The organism is Streptomyces polyrhachis (assembly GCF_042663125.1).
GTDB classification, from domain to species: Bacteria; Actinomycetota; Actinomycetes; order Streptomycetales; family Streptomycetaceae; genus Streptomyces; species Streptomyces polyrhachii.
In genome coordinates this window covers 56,602-77,713 of the sequence record NZ_JBHSZO010000019.1, presented here as the reverse complement: position 1 = coordinate 77,713, position 21,112 = coordinate 56,602, and the positions used below count along the sequence as shown (strand labels likewise).

Genomic DNA, 21,112 nt, shown 5'->3' with positions numbered 1-21,112 from the left:
CGTTCATCGATAACATCGATATTCGATACGTTGGGGTGGCCGCCGATGCTCAGAACCATGGCGAAGAGAACGAAGAAGACGCCATCGGCGAACGCGGGGGCGCGGCTCCTTGAGCCGGTGGCCACGGTGATCCGGGGGGCGTACCGGCTGGCGGTCTTCGTCCTGGTCCTGCAGGTGGCCGTCTCGGTCGTGGACACCGGACTGCACGGGCCGTGGAGTAGCCCGTACGTGTGTGCGGACGACCCCTCCACCTTCTTCGACCTGGGCGACTTCGGCACGGGCGAACTCCCCCGCGCCTTCGGGCCCCTCCCCGGCATCGGCGTCAGCGCCTCCCCCACCTACTGCACCGACCACCCCGACGCCGCCCAGCGCTTCTACGACCTCGCCGGCGACGCCTCCGCCGCACTCCTCCTCTTCGGCGTCCTCTTCCTCCTCAACCGCATGATCCAAACCGCCACCCGCGACGGCGTCTTCACCCACCGCCCCGCCCACTACCTCCGCCTGACGGGCTGGTGGCTCCTCCTCGGCTCCCTCGCCGTGGAAGTGGTGCAGACCCTCACCCACGCGGCACTCCTGGCCACCCTCGCCCGCGACTACGAGGAATGGGGCCTTTCCTGGAACGCCCCCTACACCCTCATCCTCACCGCACTTGGCATCCTTGCCTTCGCCCGAGTCCTGCGCGCCGGAGCGGCCATGCGGGAGGATCTGGAAGGGACGGTCTGACGATGCCGGACGAGGACGACAGCCATGCGATCGAGGTCCACCTCGACCGTCTCCTGGCCGAACGCGGCATGACCCTCGCGGAGTTGGCCACCCAGGTCGGCGTCACCAACGTCAACCTCTCCGTCCTGAAGAACGGCCGCGCCCGCGCCATCCGCTTCACGACGCTGACGCGCCTGTGCGAGGTCCTCGACTGCCAGCCGGGGGATCTGCTGACGTACGGGGGCGGGGAGTAGCGTGAGCCGGGCGCCGACCGGCGGCGTTGCGGGCGGCCCCGGAGGTCAGGCCGCCTTCGGCTCGAACGCCGCGACGACCGCCCAGGTGTCCTCGAACATGCGGTACCGCGTGACGAGTCCGTCGCGTACCGCGATGTCGATCGCGTACTCGGTCTCGATATCGCGCCCCGTGGCGAGGATCTCGGTCCGCAGACTGCCGAGGACGACGCACCGGTCTCCGTCCCCGACGATCGTGTCGATCGCGAAGTCCTTGACCCGGGCCCCTGGGAGAGCTGGGCGTAGAACTCGGCGACACCGGCGCGCCCGGTCTTGCGACCGATCCACGGCACGACGGAGGCGTCACCGGCGATGAACCAGTCCACGTCCTCGTCGAAGTGCGCCGCCAGCGCCTCCGGCGAGGCACCGGAGAACAACTGATCGAACAGAGCGGTGGCCGCCTCACGGGCGGTTGAGGTAGTCATGGCGGGTACAAGCAGCGCAGACCGGCCCGCTATTCCCGTACGAGCCCCCGCGCCACCTCGGTCGAGCACGACCCGATGGCCTCCGGAGCGGCGATCAGGAAGGATCACGTCCATGGTCTCGACAGTGCAGAACGTGGCGATCGACTGCGCGGACGCCTACGAACTGGCCCGCTTCTGGAGCAGGGTGACCGGCCGCCCGCAGCATCCGCAGGACAGGCCGGGAGATCCGGAAACCCAGGTGCTGCTGGCGGACGGCCCGGTGCTGCACTTCAACCAGGTACCCGAGGCGAAGACGGCCAAGAACCGCATCCACCTGTGCCTACGCCCGGAGACCTCCCGCGAACAGGAGGTCGAACGACTGCTGACCCTCGGCGCCACTTTCGTCGCCGACCACCGCAACCCCGACGGCTCGGGCTGGGCGGTGCTCGCCGACCCCGAAGGCAACGAGTTCTGCGTACTGCGCAGCGACTCGGACCGGGCGGGGGCAGCCTCCTGACCCCTTCGCGGCCACGCCCTCGTCGGGAGGCAGTCTTCGCGTGCGCGTTCACGGGCCTGGGCCCGACGGCCCGGACGCGATTATGGGACTGCCGGAGCACTGGGTGCGCCTGCCGCGGGAACTCGTAGGCTCCGGCGGGTAGTTGGCGAGATGTGGTGGTGTGCAACGGGCTGGCCGCCTCGGGGCGGCGACTGCTCCGTTGCGGATCGGTCCTCTGCCGAGCGCGAGCTCAACCGGACGGCGCGACCGCAGACCGCATGCCGAGCCACTGCTTGGCATCCCAGGCCTCGTACCGCTCCACCTCCGTGAACCCCAGCTTCGCCGCGAGGCGCATCGAGCCGGCGTTGGCGGTCTGGGTGGCGAGCACCACCGGTTCGCCGGGAAGTACGCCGTCGAGCCAGCCGAGGGCTGCCGCGCACGCCTCGGCGGCGTACCCGTGCCCCCACGCCTGCGGCAGGAACAGGTATCCGAGGTCGACCTTCCCCGCAGCGGCCGGGCGGAGGTGCTCCGTTGCCCTCCTGAGCAGGATCTGGCCGATCATCGCCCCGTCGAGGTCGACGACGAAGCTGCCGGGCCACTGTCCGGGCGCCTCGGGCATCTCGCGCTCAAGCTCGTCACGGGGTCGGGGGCCGCCGAGGTAGGCGTGCACCTCCGGCGAGGCGTGCAGTTCGACGAACGCCGCACGGTCCCGGGCCTCGGACCCCCGGAGCACGAGCCGCTCGGTCCGGATCGGGGCCGGCGGCCAGGCGACGGATCCCAACTCTGCTGTCTCTGCCATCCGGCCAGCCAATCAGCACGCTCGGCAGCGATCAAGACGTGCAGACCGGTCAACCCACGGGCCCGGGCCCCGGACCGCACGTGGCGCAGGGCGCCAGCCCCCGCCAGCCGCCCCGGGTGGGGTCGATCCTCAACCCGGCTGCTGTCGAGGGCATAAGACCTCCGCGAGCGCCGCCCCCCAGGCACCCTGAGTCAGGAATCCCTCCCCGAGGGAGGGGAGGATCCACTATGCGGCGCCTCCGCATGCCAGGGTAACCCCGAAGAACCGCCACCGAGGAGACGGCCGCCATGACGCAACCGACCAGGCCACACCCGGTCTTCGCCCGCTACTACACCAAAGTCGCCGGACCGGCCCTGCAGCAGGCGGGCATCGACGCACACCGCAGGCGCCTCCTGACCGGCCTGACCGGCGAAGTCGTCGAAGTCGGCGCGGGGGACGGGCTGAACTTCCCCCACTACCCGCCCGAGGTGACGCGCCTCGTCGCCGTCGAGCCGGAGCCCACCCTGCGCGCCCTGGCCGAGGAGCGGGCCCGCAGCACCGCCGTCCCCGTGGAGACGATCGCGGCGCGTGCCGAGCAACTTCCCTTTCCCGACGGGTCCTTCGACGCGGCCGTGGTGTGCCTGACCCTCTGCTCCATCACCGACCCGCAGGGCGCCCTCGCCGAACTCCACCGGGTACTGCGGCCGGGCGGCCAACTGCGGTTCTTCGAGCACGTACGGGCCGACTCCGCGGCGATGTGGCGCGTCCAGCGCGCCCTGGACGCCACCCTCTGGCCCCGGCTGATGGGCGGATGCCACACCGCCCGCGACACCCACACGGCCATCACCGCCGCCGGCTTCACCCCCACGGCAGTAGACCGCTTCGCCTTCCCCGAGACCCGCTTCCCCTCCCCGGCAGCCACCCACATCCTCGGCACCGCCGTACGCACGGACCGGGGAGACGCCCGATGACCCCTGCGCACAGCACGGCCCAGTGATCAAGGACAGCACAGCTGCCCGCACAACCCCTTTGAGATCCCCGGCACCTTGGGAACGCCTGGCCCTAGAAGGGAGGTTCTCCAGTCCGTACCCGTTCTCGCTGCGAGGAGCGGGCCTGGCTTTCGATTCGGCGGCCCGCTGCTCGGACACCGTGGGATGGATGGCCATCGCCTCGGCCGCATGTCCTTGCCGTACCAGGACCTCGAAGAGTTCCCTGCGCGCCGGGATCGTGCCCAGGGCGCGCAGTTCGGCGGCAGCCGCGTCGAGATGGCCGGCAGCGCTGAGGAGGCCGGCCTTGACGATGCGGGGGTCGGAGAACGCTCCGCAGGTCGAGGCTGCCGGGCTGTGGCATGCCGACCGTTCGATGTCCACGGGGCCCTTGCGGAACGCGCCGCATATTCGCTGGTGGCGGATGACCATCGACGGTGATGACGTTGTCACCGTTGCCTGGGAGCATCGCCCTGACCCTGACCCTGACCCTGACCCTGACCCTGACCCTGAGATCGAGATCGCCGGCCCGCTGACAGGCCTCGCCACCGTGCCGACCAGTTCGTTCGTCGACGCCGTGCGAGCGCGGCTACCGCGGCAGCCGCCAGGTCGTCCGCAAACACCTCGCCGCCCTCCGCGCGGGCAACGCCGAACTCGTCCGCGCGGACCTCCCCAGCCCCCGAAAAATCACCGGCTGGATCTGCGACCGCAGGACACGCTCCCACCCGAACTCGACCGCCGCCTGCTCGACGTGCGGATCGCCTGCCCCGACATTGCCCGGGCCTGCGACCTCGCCCGCGCCTTCGCCGAGCTCCTCCGCCACCGCCGCGGCTTCCTACTGACCCAGTGGATCCGCCAGGCTGAGCTAGACGCCCCGAAGCCGATCAGCGGATTCGCGGGCTTTCTCCGACAGGACCTCGACGCCGTTACCGCCGGACTCACCCTGACCTGGAGCTCAGGCGTCGTCGAAGGCCACGTCAACCGCGTGAAAACACTCAAGCGAGCGATGTACGGTCGGGCCTCCTTTACGCTCCTCCGGACCCGGATCCTGACTCAGGGTGAGTAGCGGTCAGGTCACCGCAGTGGTTCGAGAATCCTGTGGGCTTCCCTGCTCACGGCGTTATCTGCATCCGATGTCAACGCTGAGCACAGTGCCGCGAGTCGTTCCCCGTCCTCCTTGGACTGACCGCAGACATTGAGGATTGCAGCATCAAGCTGATCGCCAGTGTCGTCATCCGCGCTGGCGAGCGCGGCCAGCACCATGCGCAGACCAAGCACGTCCCAGCGTCCGAGCAGAGCCTCCGCCGTCTCTTGAGTGACGAAAGTGTCGCGACCATCCAGCAACAGCCGGTGCAGGACCTCAGCCACTTCGGGAACCTCCGCGACGGCCGCCAGACGCCGGCCTGAGGCCGCTCTAACAGACCATGCCGCCGAAGTGGAGCCCTGAAGGAAGGGGGTCAGCTCGTCATCAAACTCGGAACGGGTCATGGTTCTCACTCTGGCATACCCTTTTCGCCCGCACTTTCGGCCATCACGCAATCGCGGTCAGAGCCTTGAAAACGGCCAGGGATGCTCCTCTCCTCACTCACTCCGGCGTTCAACGAAGTGGGGAGTTTCAACGAGCGTCGCGCCGTTCGCCGGCCGGGCCGCCCGCTCGTGGAGTGTGCGGAGCGCCCCAGGTCAGGGCCGGCCACGACGCCTCGGCACAAACCGTTGGCGGACCACAGCGAGCACTGCTACGTTTCCGGAGGCCGTGCTGGAGAGCGAGGAGGTGGTACCCGTGAACGTATCGACGTGGGTGCTCCCCTCCGGGGTCACGGTCGGGCGATAGGTCGTCCGGGAGCGCCGTCAATGGCACTCCCGAAAGGCACGACCGTGCACTTCACTTCTGAACAGCGTCTCGACGGCGCTGTCATCGAGCGCGAGTTCACCCTCGGTGAGATCCCCGGCATCCTGTGGACGCCCGGATCCGCATCAGCATCCGCACCGGCGCCGCTGATCCTGCTCAGCCCCCCGCCTCTCGGGCTGCGCAAGACGTACCCCCGGCTGGTGGCCCGAGCCCGGCACTCCGCGGCGGACGGCTTCGCCACGGCCGCCATCGAGCTCCCCGGAAGCGGCGAGCGGCCCCGTTGGCCCGCCGCCGAGCAGGCCCGCGCCGACCTGCGCCGGGCCATGGAGGCCGGCAAGTCGGTCAGTGACGAGATCATCGACGCTCTCATCCTCCCCTTGGTCGACAAGGCGGTCCCGGAATGGCAGGTTGCCCTGGATGCCCTCCTGTCGCTGCCCGAGATCGGCGGCCCGGTCGGGTACTCGGGGGGAGTGATCTCCATCGGGACCCGGCTGGCGGTGGTCGAGCCGCGCATCTCGGCCGCTGTTCTGTTTGCCGGGAGTTTCGTCCCTCGCGCCATGTTCGAGGAGGCCCGCCAGGTCACCATTCCGCTGCACGTCCTGCTGCAGTGGGACGACGAAGGAAACGACCGGCAGGCGGCGCTGGACCTGTTCGACGCCTTCGGCTCCAAGGAGAAGACCCTGCACGCCAATATGGGCGGGCACACCGGCGTCCCGCAGTTCGCGGGGGACGCCGCGGTCCAATTCTTCACTCGACACCTGAAGTGAGGCCAGGCCGTCAGGCTGGCAGTACACGCTAGGCGGTGTCGGCCAGGGTGCCGCTCATCGAGGACAGGTACTGGCCCTCCTCGATGAGCGGCGGCCAGCAGCCATCGCAGCTTCTTGAGTGGAGAGCCGTCAGGTGCCGTATGGGTGGGGAGATTCATTGAGCAGGTCTGGGGCACCCCCGAGCAGGGTGTGGGGATCTTCAAGGAGCCCCATCACGGCCCGCCTGCAGCGCGCGTGGACCCGCGAGTGCGGCACCGACTGGGAGGTCATCCGGGCTGGAGCCCGTGAACTTTCCGCCGTAGCGGCGGATCTTGAGCCGGTCCCAGGCCCCGAGGACTGTACGTAACGCGACGGCCCCCGGCGTCAGTCGCCCTCGCCGTCCGTATAAAGGCAGAAGGGATGACCCGCCGGGTCCAGCAGCACGCGGACGTTGGTCTGGGGCTGGTGGGCGGCCTCGTGCGCTCCGAGTTCGAGGGCGTGGGTGACGGCTGCCGGCAGGTCCGTTACCTCGAAGTCCAGGTGCATCGTGATCTGTTGGCTGCCGGGGTGGGCGGGCCACACCGGGGGGACGTACTCCTGCGACCGCTGGAAGGCGAGGTAGGCCACGCCCTGCGGAGGCGCGAGCGCGGCGCCGTCTGCGTCCTCCTTGGTGATCTCCCAGCCCAGCAGCTCCGCGTAGAAGCGGGCCAGCGCCTGCGGGTCGGGGGCCTCCAGCACCACGCCCCACCAGTCGTGCCGGGACATGCGGGGGGTATCGGGGTCGTGGCTGGGGCGTCCGCGCATGTGGAGGGCTCCGGGGACGAGGCGACGGGGCCCACGAGCGTAGTGGCGCGGGAGGAGTTCCGTGACCGAGACTCCGCGTCAGCCGGGAAGATCACTTCTGTTTAGTATGACCGGACGGGGGCGAGGAGCGCCCTGCACGTACGGGTGCGCGCCCTTGAGAACGAGGTGGTCCGATGGCGGACATGCTGGGTTACGCGATCTATCTGCTGGTCGCGACGCTGTACGTCTACGCCCTCTACGACTGCGTCTGCACCCCCGACACGCGCATCCGCGTTCTCCCCAAAGCGGGCTGGCTGCTCCCCCTTGTGGGTGCGATTGCCTGGCAGAACCTGGGCAAGCGCCCGGCGCCGACCGCATCCCCGCAGCCCGAGCCGACGGCGTCCGCGACACGATGAGCGGCTGGTGGGCGTACCTGGACGCGCCGACCCGGCGGGAAGTCGACGCCCAAGTGCGCCAGGACCGCTTCCTGCAGGCCGTGAGAGCGGCGTGGGAGGCGCTGCGCCCGCTGGGGCTCGGTCTGCACGAGGCGCAGAAAGTCGTCTACGCGCGCTACGAGGCCCTGGGCGACCAGGTGCGCCGCACGCCACCCGATCCGCTCGACGTCCCCTCCCTCGCGGCCCGCGCCGCAGCGCGCCCCGGCCGGGTGGTCGCGGTCGAGGCGGTCTGGGACGGCGACACCGTGCACGACTGGTTCGTCATCCTGCTGGCGGTCCTGGACGAGCCGCGCGGCGAGGCACATCTGGCGACCGTCTACCAGCGGGCGGGCGGCTCGAAGGCGGCCGGCGAGGCAGGGCAGGCCCTGGCCGAGCACCTGAAGGTGCCCTTCCATTTCGCCTCCCCGGATCTCCCCGACGACGAGGCGCCGCGCTGGCGGACCGGCGGCTGACCTGTGCGTCAAGCCGCCGTGCGCGCCGCCCCGTAGCGGTTGCGCAGTTCGTGGAAGACGCCGAAGGCCGCCGCCGTCAACGGCACCGCCAGCAGCATGCCCAGGATGCCTGCCAGTGAGGCGCCGGCCGTGATCGCCAGGAGGACGACCGCCGGGTGCATCTGCACCGTGCGGCTCTGGATCATCGGCTGCAGTACGTGACCTTCGAGCATCTGTACGGCGATGACCACCCCCAGTGCCCACAGCGCGATGACGAAGCCCCGGTCGGCGAGGGCGACCAGGATCGCCACGGTGCCGGAGAGGAAGGCGCCGAGGTAGGGGATGTACGCGCCGACGAAGACCAGCGCCGCCAGTCCGATCGCCCCCGGCACGCGCAGGATCAGCAGGCCCACGCCGATGCACACGGCGTCGATGAGCGCGATGAACGTCGTACCGCGCATGAAGCCCTCGATCGCCTGGAAGGCCCGCCGCGCCATCGCCTCCACCATGTCGGCGCTGTCGCCGGGGGACAGGGAGCGCAGGGCGGCCATCGCGCGGTGGGCGTCGCGCAGGAGGAAGAACATCAGCAGCAGGGCCAGTACGGCCATCGCGCCGACCTCGCCGACGACGCTGACGCCGTTGACGACACCGCTGGCGGCGGTCGAGCCGAACTTGCCCAGCAACTCCTTGGAGTTGGCCGCGAGATCGTCCACCGAGGTGCCGGCGGCGCCGAAGCGGTCGGAGAGGGAGTCGGCGGCGTCGCGTACGGAGGAGACGATCTGGCTGCCGGAGTCCATCAGCGCCGCGACGACGATGTAGGCCGCGCCGCCGACGACGACGAGCACGGCGGCGCAGGTCAGGGCGGCGGCGAGGGAGCGGTTGACGTGGGCGTGGACCAGGCGCAGGTAGAGGGGCCGCAGCAGGGCGGTGCCCAGCAGGGCGAGCAGTACGGGCACGACGGCGGCCTTCAGCTCCACGCACACCCGGATGCCCACCCAGGTGACGCCCGTGACCAGGAGCAGCACCACGCACCAGGCGGCGACGCGCCGTACGGGCTCGGAGAGGAGGGCGGCGCCCGGGGGAGTCTGCACGGGATCAGCCGACCACGGGGGCCGGGGCTTGTCGCGCGGAGGGCGCCGGGGGAGTGAGGGGCGCGCGGGGCGGTCGCCTAACCTGGGGTGATGAGCGAGAACCTGCCTGCCTGCCCGAAGTGCGCCAGCGAGTACACGTACGAGATGAACGCCCTCATGGTGTGCCCGGAGTGCGCCCACGAGTGGGTGGCCGCCCCGGCCGACGCCGACGCCTCCGCCGATGACGCCGGCTCCGGCGAGCGCGTGGTGCGCGACGCGGTGGGCAACGTCCTGCAGGACGGCGACACGGTGACGGTCGTCAAGGCGCTGAAGGTCAAGGGCAGCCCGTCGGGCATCAAGGCCGGCACGAAGGTCCGCAACATCCGCCTGGTGGACGGAACGGACGGCCACGACATCGACTGCAGGATCGACGGCTTCGGGGCGATGGGGCTGAAGTCGAGCGTGGTGAAGAAGGCGTAGAGCGGCCTGATGTTCGACCGTTTGGACATCAGGGTGCTGCCGCCGGGGCGCCGGTTCGCAGCCCAACTGCGGTTCTGGGTCAACGGCGAGGACGTGGTCGAGCAGGCGCTCAAGGAGGGCTGCCGTGGACCGTTCGCGGCCGAGGCACTGCCCGCCGGCCGCCCCGCCCTCCTACGGGCGAGCAGCGAGGCGCGCCGCCTGGAGCTGGGGGAACCCGAGTGCACCGGCGGTTGCTGCGGTTTCCTGTCCGTGGTCGTGCAGCGATGCGGTGACATCGTGCAGTGGTCGGACTGGGAGTTCCCGTACGCCCCCTCGCCGCCGGAGTTCCACTTCGACGCGGGGGCGTACGACGCCGAGGTGGCCCGCGTCGAGGCGGACCGGTGGTGGCAGGTGTCTGCGTAGCCCAGTACGACGCGCTGCCGCCCGCACCCCTGGCGCTGCTCGTCATCGCCGCTACGGAGGAGCCCGATGGGCGACCTCGCGCGCGTGACGCGGCGGCGGCCGGGCGGCGGGGGCTGAGCGGGGCGCCGGGCGCCGCCCGAAAACCAGTGGAGCCGTCCTGGCCGGTGTCGTTACCGTGCTCCCGCACCTGCCGCCTTAGCGAGGACGAGTCGTTGTACACCCTGTGAGATTTCCCGAGCGCTGATTTCGTGCGCGTCGCGTAGCTGCGACGTGCTGCTTCCTGCTGCGGACTTCTTACTGGAAACGGTGCACAGCCATGTCTGGAACCTGGGCGATCACGCCCACCCGCCTGCCGCTCGTCCTCCGCCGCTGCCACGGGTGCGCCTCGGAGCGCTTCCGGGCGGACGGCAGATTCCGTGTCAACGCCAACCACAAGCGCCTCGACGCCTGGCTCCTCGTGCTGTGCACGGGCTGCGGGGAGACGGCCAAACTCACCGTCTTCGAGCGGATGAACGTGCGCTCCGTACGACCCGGACTCCTGACCCGCCTGCACGGCAACGACCCCGCTCTGGCAGCCGAGTTGCTCCAGGATCCGGCGGTGCGGCGCCGTAACCGCATCGCCCTGGACTGGGCCGGCGCCTGGCGTCTGGACACCGGCGGATCGGCTCGGTCCGAGGGCGCGGACGAGGCGCTGGAGATCTCGGTGCGCTTCGCGGCGCGGATACCCGTACGGCCGGTGCGCGTGATCGCCGAGGGCCTCGGGCTGCCGCGGGCCGAGGTCGAGAGGCTGATCGTCGAAGGGGGCCTGGTATCGGCGGTCCGCCTGGGCGGCCGACTCTCCGGGGACTTCGACTTCCTGCTCAAGCGCTGACGCGGGGGAGGGGGCCTGCCCGGCGCGATCGGCCGGGCAGGCTCTGCTCAACCCCCGTGTCCCGCAGGGGACTTGGGGCTCAGCTCCAGCCGGGCGGCGCGGACAGTACGCGCTCCCAGTCGATGCTCTCGGCCCAGTCCCGGTAGGAGTGCCAGCGCACCTCGGGGAATTCGGCGCGCAGCGCGGTGAGGTCGGTGTGCTGCCGGTTGTCCTCGAAGCTCTGGAACATGCCGGCGATCTCGTCGCCGGCCCACTGCCGGATCTGGGACAGGGGGATGTTCTCGTACGGCAGCTGCCTGCCCGTCACCTCGGCCAGGATCTGCGCGGCCTCCAGGGTGGTCACGGTGTCGGAGACGACGTCGATCGCGCGGCCGGCCAGCTTCTCCGGGTTCTCGATGGCGTGGACGGCGAAGCCGGCGATGTCCAGCACGGTGGTCTGGTCGAGCTTGCGGTGCGGGGAGAGGGGGAAGGCGTAGACGCCCTCGTGGAGGCGGTTGAAGCCCGTGTTGAGGGCGTTCTCCATGAAGTACGCCGGCTGCACGGTGGTGAAGTGGGCGCCGGTGCTTTCGAGATGGCGCTGGACGGTCTGCTTGGCGGAGGCGAACTCGACCTTGAAGTCGGGTCGGGCCGCCGCCCCCTTGACGGAGGAGTAGACGAGGTGCGCCCCGGCCCGGGCGGCGGCGTCGGCCAGTGCGCGGCCCTGGGCGGTCTCCTCGGTGGCGCCGTTCGCGCCGAAGGGGATCGTCACCCCGAAGAGGGCGCCGGCGCCGTGGGCGGCGCGGGTGAGCGCGGCGGTGTCGGCGAGGTCGCCTTGGGCGAGGGCGACGCCCTTGGCCGCCAGGGCCTGGGCGCGGTCGGAGTGGGTGTCGCGGACGTAGGCGACGGGGTCGTGGCCGCGCTCCAGGAGGAGGTCGACGACTGCGCCGCCCTGCTTTCCGGTGGCGCCGGTGACCAGTACTCGGGTCATGGTGAGATTCCTTAATCAATCGATTGAATGATACTGGTGAGGGGTGTCCCCCTCCGGATACTTCTCACTCAGCAGCAGCAGCAGCATCAGCGGCCGCATCCCCCGCCGGGCCCTCCTCGACGGGAGCCACGCCCAGCAGCGCGAACAACTGCGCGCTCACCCGCTCCCGATACTCCGCCGACAGCGGATCCACCCCGTAGATCCCCTCGATCACCTGCGGCAGCGCCACCGGGGCGAACGTCAGCAGGAACGTCAGCAGTGCCACGAACTCCGGCTCCAGCAGATCGCCGACCTCTCCGGCCGCCTGCCGCGCGCGGATCCGCTCCATCGCGGCGGCCGTGACCGCCTTCCACTCCTGCGCCAGCGCCTCCGCGTCCCCGGGGTAGTCCCCGAGCGCCTGCCAGACGACCAGGCGGGCGCGCCGCGGATCCTGCAGCGTGGCGTCCAGCACCGCGGCGAAGCTCTCCGGAAAGGACTCCGCCGTGGTGGCGGGCGTCAACTGCACGCGCCGCTCCCGCCAGCCGCGCCGAAGCTCCTGCAGCAGGCCCTCCTTGCCGCCGAAGTAGTACGAGATCAACTGCTGGTTGACCCCCGCACGCTTGGCGATTCCCGCGGTCCGGGCGCCCGAGTAGCCCTTGGTGGCGAACTCCTCCAGGGCCGCGTCGAGGATGCGCTCCTTGGTCTGCGCGGCGTTGCGCCTGCTGCCCGGGGGTTCGTCGAGTGCCATGTCCGCACGCTATCACTCATCCGATTGATTACGTAGACCGGGAGCCTCAGCCCGTACCGCCGCGTGTCAAGACCGCGCGCCAAGACCGCGCGCCAAGAGGGCGTGAAGATCGCGGGCGGCGGCGTTAAGGGCGCGCAAAGATCCGGGGGCCGCCCCCGGGGGCGCGTTGGCTGGCGGGCGTGTCGATATCGTTCAAGAAGTTGATCGTGGGCAGTCCGCTGAGCAGCGACCGCCTGGGGGAGCAGATGCTGCCCAAGCGCATCGCCCTGCCGGTCTTCGCCAGCGACCCCCTGTCCTCGGTGGCGTACGCGACGCAGGAGATCCTGCTCGTGCTCACGCTGGGCGGGCTGACGTACCTGTACGTGGCGCCGTGGGTGGCCGCGGCGGTGGTGGTGCTGCTGGCCGTGGTGGTGCTGTCCTACCGGCAGGTCGTCCAGGCCTACCCCTCCGGCGGCGGCTCCTACGAGGTGGCCTCGCGCAACCTGGGGCCCTGGGCGGGCCTCGTGGTGGCCTCCGCCCTGATGGTGGACTACGTCATGACGGTGGCCGTGTCGGTGGCCGCGGGCGTGGACAACATCATCTCCGCGATGCCCGCCCTGGGCCCCTACCGGGTGGTGGTGAACCTGGGCTTCGTGGCGCTGCTGACCGCGATGAACCTGCGCGGGGTGCGCGAGTCGGGGCGGCTGTTCGCGGTGCCGACGTACCTGTTCATCGCCGCGGTGCTGGCCATGGTCGCCACCGGGCTGCTCCAGACGGCGTTCGGCCACGCGCCGGTCGCCCAGAGCGCCGGGTGGCAGGTGCGCGCCGAGCCCGGGGAGGTGGGGCTGACCGGCATGGCGCTGGTGCTGCTGGCGCTGCGGGCGTTCTCCTCCGGCTGTACGGCGCTGACCGGCGCGGAGGCGATCTCCAACGGGGTGCCGGCGTTCCGCCCGCCCAAGGCGCGCAACGCCGCCACCACGATGGCCGTGATGGGCGGCCTGTCGATCACCATGTTCGCGGGGATCACGGCCCTGGCCCTGATCTCGCACGTGCGCTACGTCGAGGACGCCTGCCGGCTGGTCGGCTTCCCCGGCGACTGCCGTACCGACAGCCAGCTCACGGTGATCGCCCAGCTCGCCGCGGCGGTCTTCGGCGGCACGGACACGGTGATGTTCTTCGTCATCCAGGCCGCGACCGCGCTGATCCTCATCCTGGCGGCCAACACCGCCTTCAACGGCTTCCCGCTGCTGGCGGCGATCCTGGCCGAGCACCGCTACCTGCCGCGCCAGCTGCACACCCGCGGGGACCGGCTGGCGTTCTCCAACGGCATCATCATCCTCGCCGTGGTCGCCGGCGCCCTGATCTACGCCTTCGACGGCTCGGTGACCCGGCTGATCCAGCTCTACATCCTGGGCGTCTTCACCTCCTTCACCCTCTCCCAGGCCGGCATGGTCCGGCACTGGAACCGTGAACTCGCGGGCGAGCGCGACCCGTTGCGCCGCCGCGGCATCCACCGCTCGCGGGCGATCAACGCCGTCGGCGCCTGCCTGACCGCACTGGTGCTGGTGGTGGTCCTGGCCACCAAGTTCACCCACGGCGCCTACCTGGTGGTGCTCGCCGTCCCGCTGCTCTACGCGATGATGCGCGCCGTGCGCCGCCACTACGACCGGGTGGCCCGCGAGCTGCGCCCCCGCCCGGGCGGCATCGTGCTGCCCAGCCGCACCCACGCGGTGGTGCTGGTCTCCCAGCTGCACCAGCCGACCCTGCGCGCGCTGGGCTACGCCAAGGCCGCCCGCCCCGACACCCTCACCGCGCTGACGGTGGAGATCAGCGAGGAGGAGGTGGGGGCGCTGCGCGCGGAGTGGGAGGAGCGGGCGATCTCCGTTCCGCTGACGATGATGGCCTCCCCGTACCGCGACGTGACCGGATCGGTGCTGGAGTACATCGCCCGCCTGCACCGCGACCACCCCGAGGACCTGATCGCCGTGTACATCCCCGAGTACGTGGTCGGGCACTGGTGGGAGCAGCTGCTGCACAACCAGTCCGCGCTGCGGCTCAAGGCCCGGCTGCTCTTCCAGCGCGGGGTGATGGTCACCAGCGTGCCGTGGCAGCTGGACTCCAGCCGCCGCGCGGCGGACCGGCACGGGTACGCCCCGCCTGGCGCCGGGCCCCGGGTCGGTTAGCGTTTCGCTGGTGAAGGGCTTGGAGTCGGCGCGCGGAGACGGGCGGCGGCGCCGCGCGGGTACGGGCCGGCGGTGGGCGGCGGTGGGCGCGAGCGCCGCGGGTCTGGCCGTCCTGACCGCGGTGCTGGTGGCGGCCAGGGGCTCGCTGTCGCTGGCCGCGATCGTGCTGGTCTACCTCACCGCGGTGGTCCTCGTCGCCACCACCGGCGGCCTGGCGCTGGCGCTGGCGGCGGCGGTGGCCTCCGGGGTCCTGGTCAACTTCTTCTTCGTGCCGCCCTTCCACACCCTGACGGTGGAGAACCGGGACCTGGTCATCACCCTGGCCGTCTACGTACTGGTCGCCACCACCGTGAGCGTCGCGGTCGACCTGGCCGCCCGCCAGCGCGCCGCCGCGGTGCGCAGCGGTGTCGAGGCCGCGCTGCTGGCCCGTATCACCGAGGCGCCGCTGGAGGAGGGGCCGCTGACGGCGGTGCTGGCCCACGTACAGGACACCTTCGCCATGACCGGCGCGGCCCTGCTGGAGAGCGGCCCCGACGGCGAGCACCCGGTGGCCGTCGTGGGCGAGGCACCCTCGGACCGCCCCGCGCTGTCGGCCTCGGCGGGGGAGGGGCTGCGGCTGGTGGCCGACGGGCCGGAGGTCTTCGCCGCCGACCCGCGCTTCCTCACCCTGCTGGCCACCGCCGCCGCCCGCGCGCTGCAGGCCGAACGCCTGGCCGCCCAGGCCGCCCGCGCGCGGGAACTGGCCGAGATCGACCGGCTGCGGGCGGCCCTGCTGGCCGCCGTCGGCCACGACCTGCGCACCCCCCTGGCCGGGATCAAGGCCGCCGTCTCCGTCCTTCGCGAACCCGACCTGGAACTCCCCGAGGCCCAGCAGGCCGAACTGCTGGCCAGCGTGGACGCCTCCGCCGACAAGATGGGAGACCTGGTGGAGAACCTCCTGGCCCTCAGCCGCCTGCAGGCCGGCGCCCTGAGCGTCCACCCCCGCCCCACCGCGCTGGACGAGATCACCGCCGCCGCGCTGCTGCACACCCCGCTGCCCCCGGGCCGTACCGTGGACGTCGACGTCCCCGACGACCTGCCGCCCGCCTGGGCCGACCCCGGCCTGCTGGAGCGCGTGGTCGCCAACCTCGTCACCAACGCCCTCCAGGCCGGCCCGCCCGGCCGACCCGTCCGCCTGCACGCCCGACGGGAGGCCGGCACCGTCCAGTTGGCGGTCATCGACCACGGGCCGGGCATCCCCGCCGAGGAGCGCGAACGCACCTTCGCCCCCTTCCAGCGCCTGGACGACCACACCACCCACCAGGGTCTGGGCCTGGGCCTGGCCATCGCGCGCGGCTTCACCGAGGCCATGCACGGCACCCTCACCCCCACCGACACCCCCGGCGGCGGCCTGACCATGACGATCACCCTCCCCGTAGCGCCATGACCCGCATCCTCGTCGTCGACGACGACCCGCACCTGCTGCGCGCCCTGACCATCGCCCTCAACGCCCGCGGCTACCGCACCAGTCCGGCCCCCGACGCCGCCACCGCCCTGCAGGCCGCCGCCACCGCGGCACCGGACCTGGCGGTCATCGACCTCGGCCTGCCCGACCTCGACGGCATCGCGGTCATCGAGAGCCTGCGCGGTTGGTCCAGCGCCCCGATCATCGTGCTCTCCGCCCGCCACGACGAGACCGCCAAGATCAACGCCCTGGACGCCGGCGCCGACGACTACGTCACCAAGCCCTTCGGCATGGGCGAACTCCTCGCCCGCATCCGCGCCGCCCTGCGCCGCGCCGCCCCCGCCGAGGAGCAGCCCCTCGTCACCACCGCGGCCTTCACCGTCGACCTGGCCGCCAAACGCGTACGCACCCCCGCCGGGGAGGTCCGCCTCACCCCCACCGAGTGGCACCTGCTGGAGACCCTCGTGCGCAGCCCCGGCCGCCTGGTCACCCAGCGCCAGCTCCTCCACGAGGTCTGGGGGCCGCGCTACGAGAAGGAGACCAACTACCTGCGCGTCCACCTCGCCAACCTGCGCCGCAAACTCGAACCCGTCCCCTCCCGGCCCCGCTACCTCATCACCGAGCCGGGCGTCGGCTACCGCTTCACCCCCGACGACCTGCCCGACGCTCCCGCCTGACGTCCCCGCCTGATGTCCCCGCCTGACGCCCCCCGGCCGGTCCGCCGCGCATGCCGCCGCGTGCGCGGGTAGGCGAAGGGGGGAGGTACGAAAGGACGCCTCCGACGTGCGGGGCAGGTGCCGGTGGACCACGATGAGGTGGGCAGCCGCACGCCGGGGCCCCCGGCCGTGCAGGCCGACGCCCGCCCCGCCCCGCCCCGGACCCGATCGCAGGAGAAGACAACGATGGCCGCACCCCGGATCCTGATCGTCGGCGGCGGGTTCGCCGGTATGGAAGCCGCGCACAAGCTGCAGAAGCTCCTCAAGCCCGGCGAGGCCCGACTCATCCTCGCCTCCCCCTTCGACTACCAGCTCTACCTGCCGCTCCTCCCGCAGGTCGCCTCCGGCGTGCTCACCCCGCAGGCCGTCGCCGTCGCGCTGCGCCGCATCCTGCGCCACACCGAGCTGCTGCCGGGCGGCGCGGTGGGCATCGACACCGACGCGAAGGCCGTCGTCGTCAAGAAGATCACCGGCGAGCTGGTCGTGGAGCCGTACGACTACCTGGTGCTCGCGCCCGGCAGCGTGACGCGCAAGTTCGACGTGCCGGGACTGGAGGAGTACGGGGTCGGGGTGAAGAACCTGGCCGAGGCGATGTGGATCCGCGACCACGTCATCGGCCAGCTCGACCTCGCCGCCGCCAGCACCGACCTGGAGGAGCAGCAGTCGCGGCTGCGGTTCCTGGTCGTGGGCGGCGGCTACGCGGGTACGGAGACGGCCGCCTGCCTGCAGCGGCTGACCACCGCGGCGGCCAAGGCCTACCGGGGCCTGAACCCCGACCTCATCAAGTGGCACCTGGTCGACGTCGCCCCCAAGCTGATGCCCGAACTCGGCGACGAACTGGGCGAGAAGGCCCTGGAGATCATGCGCCGGCGCGGCGTGGACGTCGCCCTGGGGGTGTCGGTCAAGGAGATCACCCGCGACACCGTCACCCTCACCGACGGCCGCGTCCTGCCCTGCCGCACGGTGATCTGGACCGCCGGCGTCGCCCCCAGCCCGCTGATCGCCACCCTGGACGCGCCCACCAACCGCGGCCGCCTGGTCGTCACCCCCGAGCTGACCGTCCCGGGCCTGCCCGGCGTCTTCGCCCTGGGCGACGCGGCGGCCGTCCCCGACATCGCGGTCGGCGGCGACGCGATCTGCCCGCCCACCGCGCAGCACGCGATGCGCCAGGGCTGGGCGGTGGCCAGGAACGTCGTCGCCACCCTGCGCGGCGAGCCGCTCAAGCCCTACAAGCACAAGGACCTCGGCCTGGTCGTCGACCTGGGCGGTATCGACGCCGTCTCCAAGCCGCTGGGCATCCCGCTGGTCGGCCTCCCCGCCCAACTCGTCGCACGCGGCTACCACTTGGCGGCCCTGCGCACGGTCACCGCGCGCGTGCGCACCGTCGCCAACTGGGCCCTGAACGCCATCGCGGGCGACGACTTCGTCCGTATCGGCTTCCCCAAGCCCAAGACGCTGACGAAGTTCGAGCTGACGGACGTCTACCTGACGGCGGAGGAGACGCGCAAGGCGGTGGCGATGTACCTGGGCGACGACGCGCACGCCCACGAGCACGCGGGCTGAGACCCGGCCCACGGCCGGCGGCGTCGGTACGTACCTACGCCGCCGGCCGTCGCGCGTCGACCTCGATCTCGATCCGCATCCGGGGATCGGCCAGCCCGCACACCAGCATCGTCGCCGCCGGACGGACCTCGCCGAAGGCGCCGCGCAGGAGGGGCCAGCACGGCTCGAAGTCCGCGCGCTCGGGCAGCAGATAGCGCACCCGCACCACGTCGGCGAAGGTGCATCCCGCCTCGGCCAGCGCGGCGGCGACGTTGCGCAGGCACTGCCCGGCCTGCTCCACCACGTCCTCGGAGATCGTCATCGTGGCGTAGTCGAAACCGGTCGTCCCCGACACGTACACCCGATCGCCGTCGACCACGGCGCGGGCATAGCCGATCCGCTCCTCGAAGACCGAACCGCTGAGGATGGCGCGCCGCCCGCTCACGCGCCCGCGCCCATCTGCCGGTCCATGCCGATGGAGTTGTGCCCGGCGGTGTCCGCGAAGCCGAACTGCTCGTAGAGGAAGCGCGCGGGCCCGTCCGCGATCAGCGAGACGCACGCACTGGCGGGCGCGCGCCGCTCCAACTCCGCGGTGAGCGCGGCCATGATGCGCTTGCCCAGGCCGCGCCCCTGGTGGGCGGGGAGCACGCAGATGTCGACGATCTGCAGCGCGGTGCCGCCGTCGCCGACGACGCGCCCCATGCCGACGGGCTCGCCCGCGTGGTGGAGCACCACGCCGTACCAGGTACGGGGCAGGGCGAGGGCGACGGCCTCGGGCGTCTTGTCGGAGAGGCCGGCGTCGGTGCGCAGCCGGCGGAAGTCCGCGACGGAGGGCACGCCGACGCGCAACTCGTAAGCATCGTCAATGGAGTTCACACCTGACAGAATACGAGAACAACACTCGCCACGCCCAGAAATCCGCCCCTCGACTCCCGCGCGACCGTCTGCCCTCACACCTCACCGAGCGCCGCGTGCCCTGGGCGCGGGGCTGGCGTGTACGGACTGAGGGGTCGCCGGTTGGTCCGCCGTCTCGTGCGGATGCCGTAGCCGGCGGTTTGCCGCGTTGCGAACGCGGCGGGTTCGTCCCCGTTCGGCGAGAAGGCCGAGGGCCTGAGTCGAGGTGACGACGTGTGCGGTCGAGGCCGTGCGTTGGAACCAGTCCGATGCGGTGGTGAGTTCTTCGGCGGTCCACGGCTCATCCAGCGCAATCGCCCTGAGCAAGGTCCACTCGCGCAGACGGCGGGCGAGGAAGGGGCGGTCCCCGATGACCATGGCCATGCTGTGGGCCCAGGTGGTGAACGCCGGGGCGGTGAGCAGTTCGGAAGCCCGGCACTCGAGATGGTGGGTGACCGCGGCCTCCGCCATCGACGGGACCGGGTCGTGCAGCACGGTGGAGATCAGGGCGGTCTCGTCCGCCTCCGAGACGTTCTCCAGGTCCTGCAGGTAGCTGCGGTAGCGGTGGTGCTCAGCGGGTTCCTCGTCGATGGGTCGGTCGCTCATGCCAACGGTGATTCCTTCCGGCTCTCCGCCCTGAGGGGAACGTACGTGATCTTCGGGGAGGGGCGGAAGGAGGTCGATTGCCTTCAACCCCGCCGGGTGGTCCGCGAATTGCGTACGGGCAAGCGCGGCGTCCCGGCGTTCAGCCGTTGCGGCCGATGTGTTCGATGTGGATCGTGGCCGCTGCGTGGTCCACCCGGTAGAGCACGCGCCAGGGGCCGCGGTGGAGTCGGTAGTGCTGCGCACCCCAGGGGCGTGCGCCTTCGATGGCGGGGCCGTCGGCGAGCCTGTCGGTCGCGGCGAGCAGTGCGCGTACGTCGGTCGGGTCCTGCGTGAGGTGTCCGGCCGCCTCGTCCAGCGCGCGCGGCTCCCAGGTCGCCGTCCAGGTCAAAGGTCGCCCTCACCGAGACCGGCCGCCCCCAGCAGGCGGGCGCGGGCGGCGGCGTGCGGCACGGGCTCGGCGACGGCGCCCAGTGCGCGATCACGCTCCAGGCGGGCGACGGCCAGCGCGTCCTGCAGATCGGCCAGCTCCGCCGGCGAGATGAGCACGGCCGCGGGCACGCCGCGGTCGGTGAGGGTGATGTGCTCGTGCTGCGCGGCCCGGCGTGCCAGCTCTCCGAGCTTCGCGCGGGCGTCGACGATCGGATACGTAGCAGACATGCATCAAGTGTACAGCTGCATGCATGTCGGCAGGGGTGCTCCACTCGGCCGGCGGCGCGATCCCGCGACCCTCACACCTCGCCGAGCGCTGCGCGCGCCCGCTCGTAGAACTCGTGCGGAACGAGGACGGCCTGCGGCTTGTCGCGGCGGGTGAGCACGACCCGCTCCCCGAGGAGCCGCACCCGCGTGATCACCTCGGTGAGGTTGGCGCGTGCTTCGGAGATTCCCATGCTTACTTCTTCGGACGTGGCCATCCGTCGAGGATACATGCGTAGCAAGTGTGCAACTGAGTCGTGTTGTGCAATTCAAAGGTAGTTGTGTTCGCGATCTGCTCGGTCAAGTACGTAAAACCAGGTGCCAGTTGACCCTCGACGCCATGGACTGGCTGCGGCGGAACTCCCGCACGCGCGGCAACGCACGAGTCGCGATGCTGGCCGAACGCCACGCCCGCCACCGCATCCGGGCCGACGCCCACCCCGCGCGCCTGGAGGACGCCCGCCGAGCCGCCGCCGGGCCTGCCCCCGCGCACGGCCGAGGAGGCCGAGCGGGAGACCCAGCGCCGCCGCGCGGCCTCGGACGCCGCGCTCAACGCCCGTACTCAGGACCGGACTTGTGAGTAAGAGCCGGGTGGGACCGGACGCTTCCCCCCGAGGT

Annotated in this window: 28 protein-coding genes and 1 pseudogene; 16 read left to right on the top strand and 13 right to left on the bottom strand. The window is 71.5% G+C overall.

Annotation, left to right across the window (positions count from 1 at the left end; genetic code table 11):
* The first annotated feature begins 57 nt into the window (after positions 1–57).
* Positions 58–723: a DUF2975 domain-containing protein gene (locus ACFQLX_RS14050; RefSeq protein ID WP_386414849.1), complete on the top strand. Its 666-nt coding sequence runs from the start codon at positions 58–60 to the stop codon at positions 721–723.
* Positions 724–725: 2 nt separating this feature from the next.
* Entirely contained in the window at positions 726–956 is a 231-nt protein-coding gene (locus ACFQLX_RS14045) for a helix-turn-helix domain-containing protein (protein WP_386414848.1), read from the top strand.
* 45 nt (positions 957–1,001) lie between these two features.
* Here the strand turns inward: ACFQLX_RS14045 and ACFQLX_RS14040 are convergent, their stop codons facing one another.
* Positions 1,002–1,280 (bottom strand): nuclear transport factor 2 family protein, encoded by a 279-nt coding sequence (locus ACFQLX_RS14040; RefSeq protein WP_386414847.1) that lies wholly within the window; start codon positions 1,278–1,280, stop codon positions 1,002–1,004.
* A gap of 249 nt (positions 1,281–1,529) precedes the next feature.
* Between ACFQLX_RS14040 and ACFQLX_RS14035 the strand changes: the two genes are divergently transcribed.
* Positions 1,530–1,913 carry a VOC family protein gene (locus tag ACFQLX_RS14035; protein WP_386414846.1) on the top strand — a complete coding sequence of 128 codons (384 nt, stop codon included), beginning with the start codon at positions 1,530–1,532 and terminating at the stop codon, positions 1,911–1,913.
* 229 nt (positions 1,914–2,142) lie between these two features.
* On the opposite strand, the gene ACFQLX_RS14030 is transcribed toward ACFQLX_RS14035, so the two are convergent.
* Positions 2,143–2,691, bottom strand: coding sequence for a GNAT family N-acetyltransferase (locus tag ACFQLX_RS14030; protein WP_386414845.1), 549 nt, complete (start codon positions 2,689–2,691; stop codon positions 2,143–2,145).
* A 287-nt stretch (positions 2,692–2,978) separates the two neighbouring features.
* On the opposite strand from ACFQLX_RS14030, the gene ACFQLX_RS14025 reads away from it, so the two are divergent.
* The 3 genes and pseudogenes from ACFQLX_RS14025 (at position 2,979) to ACFQLX_RS14020 (ending at position 4,722) form a co-directional block, all read left to right on the top strand.
* Positions 2,979–3,641: a class I SAM-dependent methyltransferase gene (locus ACFQLX_RS14025; RefSeq protein WP_386414844.1), complete on the top strand. Its 663-nt coding sequence runs from the start codon at positions 2,979–2,981 to the stop codon at positions 3,639–3,641.
* 187 nt (positions 3,642–3,828) lie between these two features.
* Positions 3,829–4,179, top strand: a pseudogene (locus tag ACFQLX_RS25765) (DUF5984 family protein); the annotation flags it as partial.
* A 27-nt stretch (positions 4,180–4,206) separates the two neighbouring features.
* Positions 4,207–4,722 (top strand): transposase, encoded by a 516-nt coding sequence (locus ACFQLX_RS14020; protein ID WP_417846292.1) that lies wholly within the window; start codon positions 4,207–4,209, stop codon positions 4,720–4,722.
* A gap of 8 nt (positions 4,723–4,730) precedes the next feature.
* On the opposite strand, the gene ACFQLX_RS14015 is transcribed toward ACFQLX_RS14020, so the two are convergent.
* On the bottom strand, positions 4,731–5,144 hold the full coding sequence (locus tag ACFQLX_RS14015) for a hypothetical protein (RefSeq protein WP_386414843.1): 414 nt from the start codon (positions 5,142–5,144) through the stop codon (positions 4,731–4,733).
* Between the two features lie 387 nt (positions 5,145–5,531).
* Here ACFQLX_RS14015 and ACFQLX_RS14010 point away from each other — a divergent pair, with 387 nt between their 5' ends.
* The gene (locus tag ACFQLX_RS14010) at positions 5,532–6,272 is read left to right on the top strand and encodes a dienelactone hydrolase family protein (protein WP_386414916.1); all 741 of its coding nucleotides are present in this window, start codon (positions 5,532–5,534) and stop codon (positions 6,270–6,272) included.
* A 363-nt stretch (positions 6,273–6,635) separates the two neighbouring features.
* Here the strand turns inward: ACFQLX_RS14010 and ACFQLX_RS14005 are convergent, their stop codons facing one another.
* Complete coding sequence (locus ACFQLX_RS14005) at positions 6,636–7,016, bottom strand: VOC family protein (protein ID WP_386414842.1); 381 nt, start codon at positions 7,014–7,016, stop codon at positions 6,636–6,638.
* Positions 7,017–7,228: 212 nt separating this feature from the next.
* Here ACFQLX_RS14005 and ACFQLX_RS14000 point away from each other — a divergent pair, with 212 nt between their 5' ends.
* Both ACFQLX_RS14000 and ACFQLX_RS13995 read left to right on the top strand, forming a co-directional pair.
* Positions 7,229–7,450 (top strand): hypothetical protein, encoded by a 222-nt coding sequence (locus tag ACFQLX_RS14000; RefSeq protein ID WP_386414841.1) that lies wholly within the window; start codon positions 7,229–7,231, stop codon positions 7,448–7,450.
* Positions 7,447–7,941 carry a hypothetical protein gene (locus ACFQLX_RS13995; RefSeq protein WP_386414840.1) on the top strand — a complete coding sequence of 165 codons (495 nt, stop codon included), beginning with the start codon at positions 7,447–7,449 and terminating at the stop codon, positions 7,939–7,941. The genes ACFQLX_RS14000 and ACFQLX_RS13995 overlap by 4 nt, the downstream gene beginning before the upstream one ends.
* 8 nt (positions 7,942–7,949) lie before the next feature.
* Here ACFQLX_RS13995 and ACFQLX_RS13990 read toward each other — a convergent pair whose 3' ends face one another.
* Positions 7,950–9,011, bottom strand: a complete 1,062-nt coding sequence (locus ACFQLX_RS13990; RefSeq protein ID WP_386414839.1) for an AI-2E family transporter — start codon at positions 9,009–9,011, stop codon at positions 7,950–7,952.
* Positions 9,012–9,101: 90 nt separating this feature from the next.
* On the opposite strand from ACFQLX_RS13990, the gene ACFQLX_RS13985 reads away from it, so the two are divergent.
* From ACFQLX_RS13985 to ACFQLX_RS13975, 3 genes are all read left to right on the top strand, one after another.
* Positions 9,102–9,470, top strand: a complete 369-nt coding sequence (locus ACFQLX_RS13985) for a zinc ribbon domain-containing protein YjdM (protein WP_386414838.1) — start codon at positions 9,102–9,104, stop codon at positions 9,468–9,470.
* A 9-nt stretch (positions 9,471–9,479) separates the two neighbouring features.
* Positions 9,480–9,872 (top strand): hypothetical protein, encoded by a 393-nt coding sequence (locus tag ACFQLX_RS13980; protein ID WP_386414837.1) that lies wholly within the window; start codon positions 9,480–9,482, stop codon positions 9,870–9,872.
* Between the two features lie 316 nt (positions 9,873–10,188).
* Entirely contained in the window at positions 10,189–10,743 is a 555-nt protein-coding gene (locus tag ACFQLX_RS13975) for a DUF1062 domain-containing protein (protein WP_386414836.1), read from the top strand.
* Positions 10,744–10,822: 79 nt separating this feature from the next.
* Here the strand turns inward: ACFQLX_RS13975 and ACFQLX_RS13970 are convergent, their stop codons facing one another.
* Both ACFQLX_RS13970 and ACFQLX_RS13965 read right to left on the bottom strand, forming a co-directional pair.
* Complete coding sequence (locus ACFQLX_RS13970; protein ID WP_386414835.1) at positions 10,823–11,710, bottom strand: NmrA family NAD(P)-binding protein; 888 nt, start codon at positions 11,708–11,710, stop codon at positions 10,823–10,825.
* Positions 11,711–11,774: 64 nt separating this feature from the next.
* Complete coding sequence (locus ACFQLX_RS13965; RefSeq protein WP_386414834.1) at positions 11,775–12,437, bottom strand: TetR/AcrR family transcriptional regulator; 663 nt, start codon at positions 12,435–12,437, stop codon at positions 11,775–11,777.
* 170 nt (positions 12,438–12,607) lie between these two features.
* Between ACFQLX_RS13965 and ACFQLX_RS13960 the strand changes: the two genes are divergently transcribed.
* The 4 genes from ACFQLX_RS13960 (at position 12,608) to ACFQLX_RS13945 (ending at position 18,322) form a co-directional block, all read left to right on the top strand.
* Complete coding sequence (locus ACFQLX_RS13960) at positions 12,608–14,599, top strand: APC family permease (RefSeq protein ID WP_386414913.1); 1,992 nt, start codon at positions 12,608–12,610, stop codon at positions 14,597–14,599.
* A gap of 10 nt (positions 14,600–14,609) precedes the next feature.
* Positions 14,610–16,025 (top strand): sensor histidine kinase, encoded by a 1,416-nt coding sequence (locus tag ACFQLX_RS13955; RefSeq protein ID WP_386414833.1) that lies wholly within the window; start codon positions 14,610–14,612, stop codon positions 16,023–16,025.
* Positions 16,022–16,720, top strand: coding sequence for a response regulator (locus ACFQLX_RS13950; RefSeq protein WP_386414832.1), 699 nt, complete (start codon positions 16,022–16,024; stop codon positions 16,718–16,720). The genes ACFQLX_RS13955 and ACFQLX_RS13950 overlap by 4 nt, the downstream gene beginning before the upstream one ends.
* A gap of 225 nt (positions 16,721–16,945) precedes the next feature.
* Positions 16,946–18,322, top strand: a complete 1,377-nt coding sequence (locus ACFQLX_RS13945; protein ID WP_386414831.1) for an NAD(P)/FAD-dependent oxidoreductase — start codon at positions 16,946–16,948, stop codon at positions 18,320–18,322.
* Positions 18,323–18,356: 34 nt separating this feature from the next.
* Here ACFQLX_RS13945 and ACFQLX_RS13940 read toward each other — a convergent pair whose 3' ends face one another.
* The 6 genes from ACFQLX_RS13940 to ACFQLX_RS13915 form a co-directional block, all read right to left on the bottom strand.
* Positions 18,357–18,746 carry a RidA family protein gene (locus ACFQLX_RS13940; RefSeq protein WP_386414830.1) on the bottom strand — a complete coding sequence of 130 codons (390 nt, stop codon included), beginning with the start codon at positions 18,744–18,746 and terminating at the stop codon, positions 18,357–18,359.
* On the bottom strand, positions 18,743–19,168 hold the full coding sequence (locus ACFQLX_RS13935; RefSeq protein WP_386414911.1) for a GNAT family N-acetyltransferase: 426 nt from the start codon (positions 19,166–19,168) through the stop codon (positions 18,743–18,745). The genes ACFQLX_RS13940 and ACFQLX_RS13935 overlap by 4 nt, the downstream gene beginning before the upstream one ends.
* A gap of 90 nt (positions 19,169–19,258) precedes the next feature.
* A complete protein-coding gene (locus ACFQLX_RS13930; RefSeq protein ID WP_386414829.1) occupies positions 19,259–19,801 on the bottom strand; it encodes a hypothetical protein in 543 nt (180 codons plus the stop codon).
* A 139-nt stretch (positions 19,802–19,940) separates the two neighbouring features.
* Positions 19,941–20,189, bottom strand: a complete 249-nt coding sequence (locus ACFQLX_RS13925) for a type II toxin-antitoxin system RelE family toxin (protein WP_386414828.1) — start codon at positions 20,187–20,189, stop codon at positions 19,941–19,943.
* The gene (locus tag ACFQLX_RS13920) at positions 20,186–20,458 is read right to left on the bottom strand and encodes a type II toxin-antitoxin system prevent-host-death family antitoxin (protein WP_386414827.1); all 273 of its coding nucleotides are present in this window, start codon (positions 20,456–20,458) and stop codon (positions 20,186–20,188) included. The genes ACFQLX_RS13925 and ACFQLX_RS13920 overlap by 4 nt, the downstream gene beginning before the upstream one ends.
* Positions 20,459–20,529: 71 nt before the next feature.
* The gene (locus ACFQLX_RS13915; RefSeq protein ID WP_386414826.1) at positions 20,530–20,712 is read right to left on the bottom strand and encodes a type II toxin-antitoxin system Phd/YefM family antitoxin; all 183 of its coding nucleotides are present in this window, start codon (positions 20,710–20,712) and stop codon (positions 20,530–20,532) included.
* Positions 20,713–21,112 lie beyond the last annotated feature (400 nt).

What these genes read in the sequence shown, in the direction of transcription:
- ACFQLX_RS13945 (WP_386414831.1), top strand. Translation starts at nt 16,946, where the DNA reads ATGGCCGCACCCCGGATCCTGATCGTCGGCGGCGGGTTCGCCGGTATG.
- ACFQLX_RS13950 (WP_386414832.1), top strand. Translation starts at nt 16,022, where the DNA reads ATGACCCGCATCCTCGTCGTCGACGACGACCCGCACCTGCTGCGCGCC.
- ACFQLX_RS14050 (WP_386414849.1), top strand. Translation starts at nt 58, where the DNA reads ATGGCGAAGAGAACGAAGAAGACGCCATCGGCGAACGCGGGGGCGCGG.
- ACFQLX_RS13970 (WP_386414835.1), bottom strand. Translation starts at nt 11,710, where the DNA reads ATGACCCGAGTACTGGTCACCGGCGCCACCGGAAAGCAGGGCGGCGCA.
- ACFQLX_RS14045 (WP_386414848.1), top strand. Translation starts at nt 726, where the DNA reads ATGCCGGACGAGGACGACAGCCATGCGATCGAGGTCCACCTCGACCGT.
- ACFQLX_RS14015 (WP_386414843.1), bottom strand. Translation starts at nt 5,144, where the DNA reads ATGACCCGTTCCGAGTTTGATGACGAGCTGACCCCCTTCCTTCAGGGC.
- ACFQLX_RS13915 (WP_386414826.1), bottom strand. Translation starts at nt 20,712, where the DNA reads ATGGCCACGTCCGAAGAAGTAAGCATGGGAATCTCCGAAGCACGCGCC.
- ACFQLX_RS14005 (WP_386414842.1), bottom strand. Translation starts at nt 7,016, where the DNA reads ATGTCCCGGCACGACTGGTGGGGCGTGGTGCTGGAGGCCCCCGACCCG.
- ACFQLX_RS13985 (WP_386414838.1), top strand. Translation starts at nt 9,102, where the DNA reads ATGAGCGAGAACCTGCCTGCCTGCCCGAAGTGCGCCAGCGAGTACACG.
- ACFQLX_RS14035 (WP_386414846.1), top strand. Translation starts at nt 1,530, where the DNA reads ATGGTCTCGACAGTGCAGAACGTGGCGATCGACTGCGCGGACGCCTAC.
- ACFQLX_RS14030 (WP_386414845.1), bottom strand. Translation starts at nt 2,691, where the DNA reads ATGGCAGAGACAGCAGAGTTGGGATCCGTCGCCTGGCCGCCGGCCCCG.
- ACFQLX_RS13995 (WP_386414840.1), top strand. Translation starts at nt 7,447, where the DNA reads ATGAGCGGCTGGTGGGCGTACCTGGACGCGCCGACCCGGCGGGAAGTC.
- ACFQLX_RS13965 (WP_386414834.1), bottom strand. Translation starts at nt 12,437, where the DNA reads ATGGCACTCGACGAACCCCCGGGCAGCAGGCGCAACGCCGCGCAGACC.
- ACFQLX_RS14025 (WP_386414844.1), top strand. Translation starts at nt 2,979, where the DNA reads ATGACGCAACCGACCAGGCCACACCCGGTCTTCGCCCGCTACTACACC.
- ACFQLX_RS13930 (WP_386414829.1), bottom strand. Translation starts at nt 19,801, where the DNA reads ATGAGCGACCGACCCATCGACGAGGAACCCGCTGAGCACCACCGCTAC.
- ACFQLX_RS14000 (WP_386414841.1), top strand. Translation starts at nt 7,229, where the DNA reads ATGGCGGACATGCTGGGTTACGCGATCTATCTGCTGGTCGCGACGCTG.
- ACFQLX_RS13980 (WP_386414837.1), top strand. Translation starts at nt 9,480, where the DNA reads ATGTTCGACCGTTTGGACATCAGGGTGCTGCCGCCGGGGCGCCGGTTC.
- ACFQLX_RS13920 (WP_386414827.1), bottom strand. Translation starts at nt 20,458, where the DNA reads ATGTCTGCTACGTATCCGATCGTCGACGCCCGCGCGAAGCTCGGAGAG.
- ACFQLX_RS13975 (WP_386414836.1), top strand. Translation starts at nt 10,189, where the DNA reads ATGTCTGGAACCTGGGCGATCACGCCCACCCGCCTGCCGCTCGTCCTC.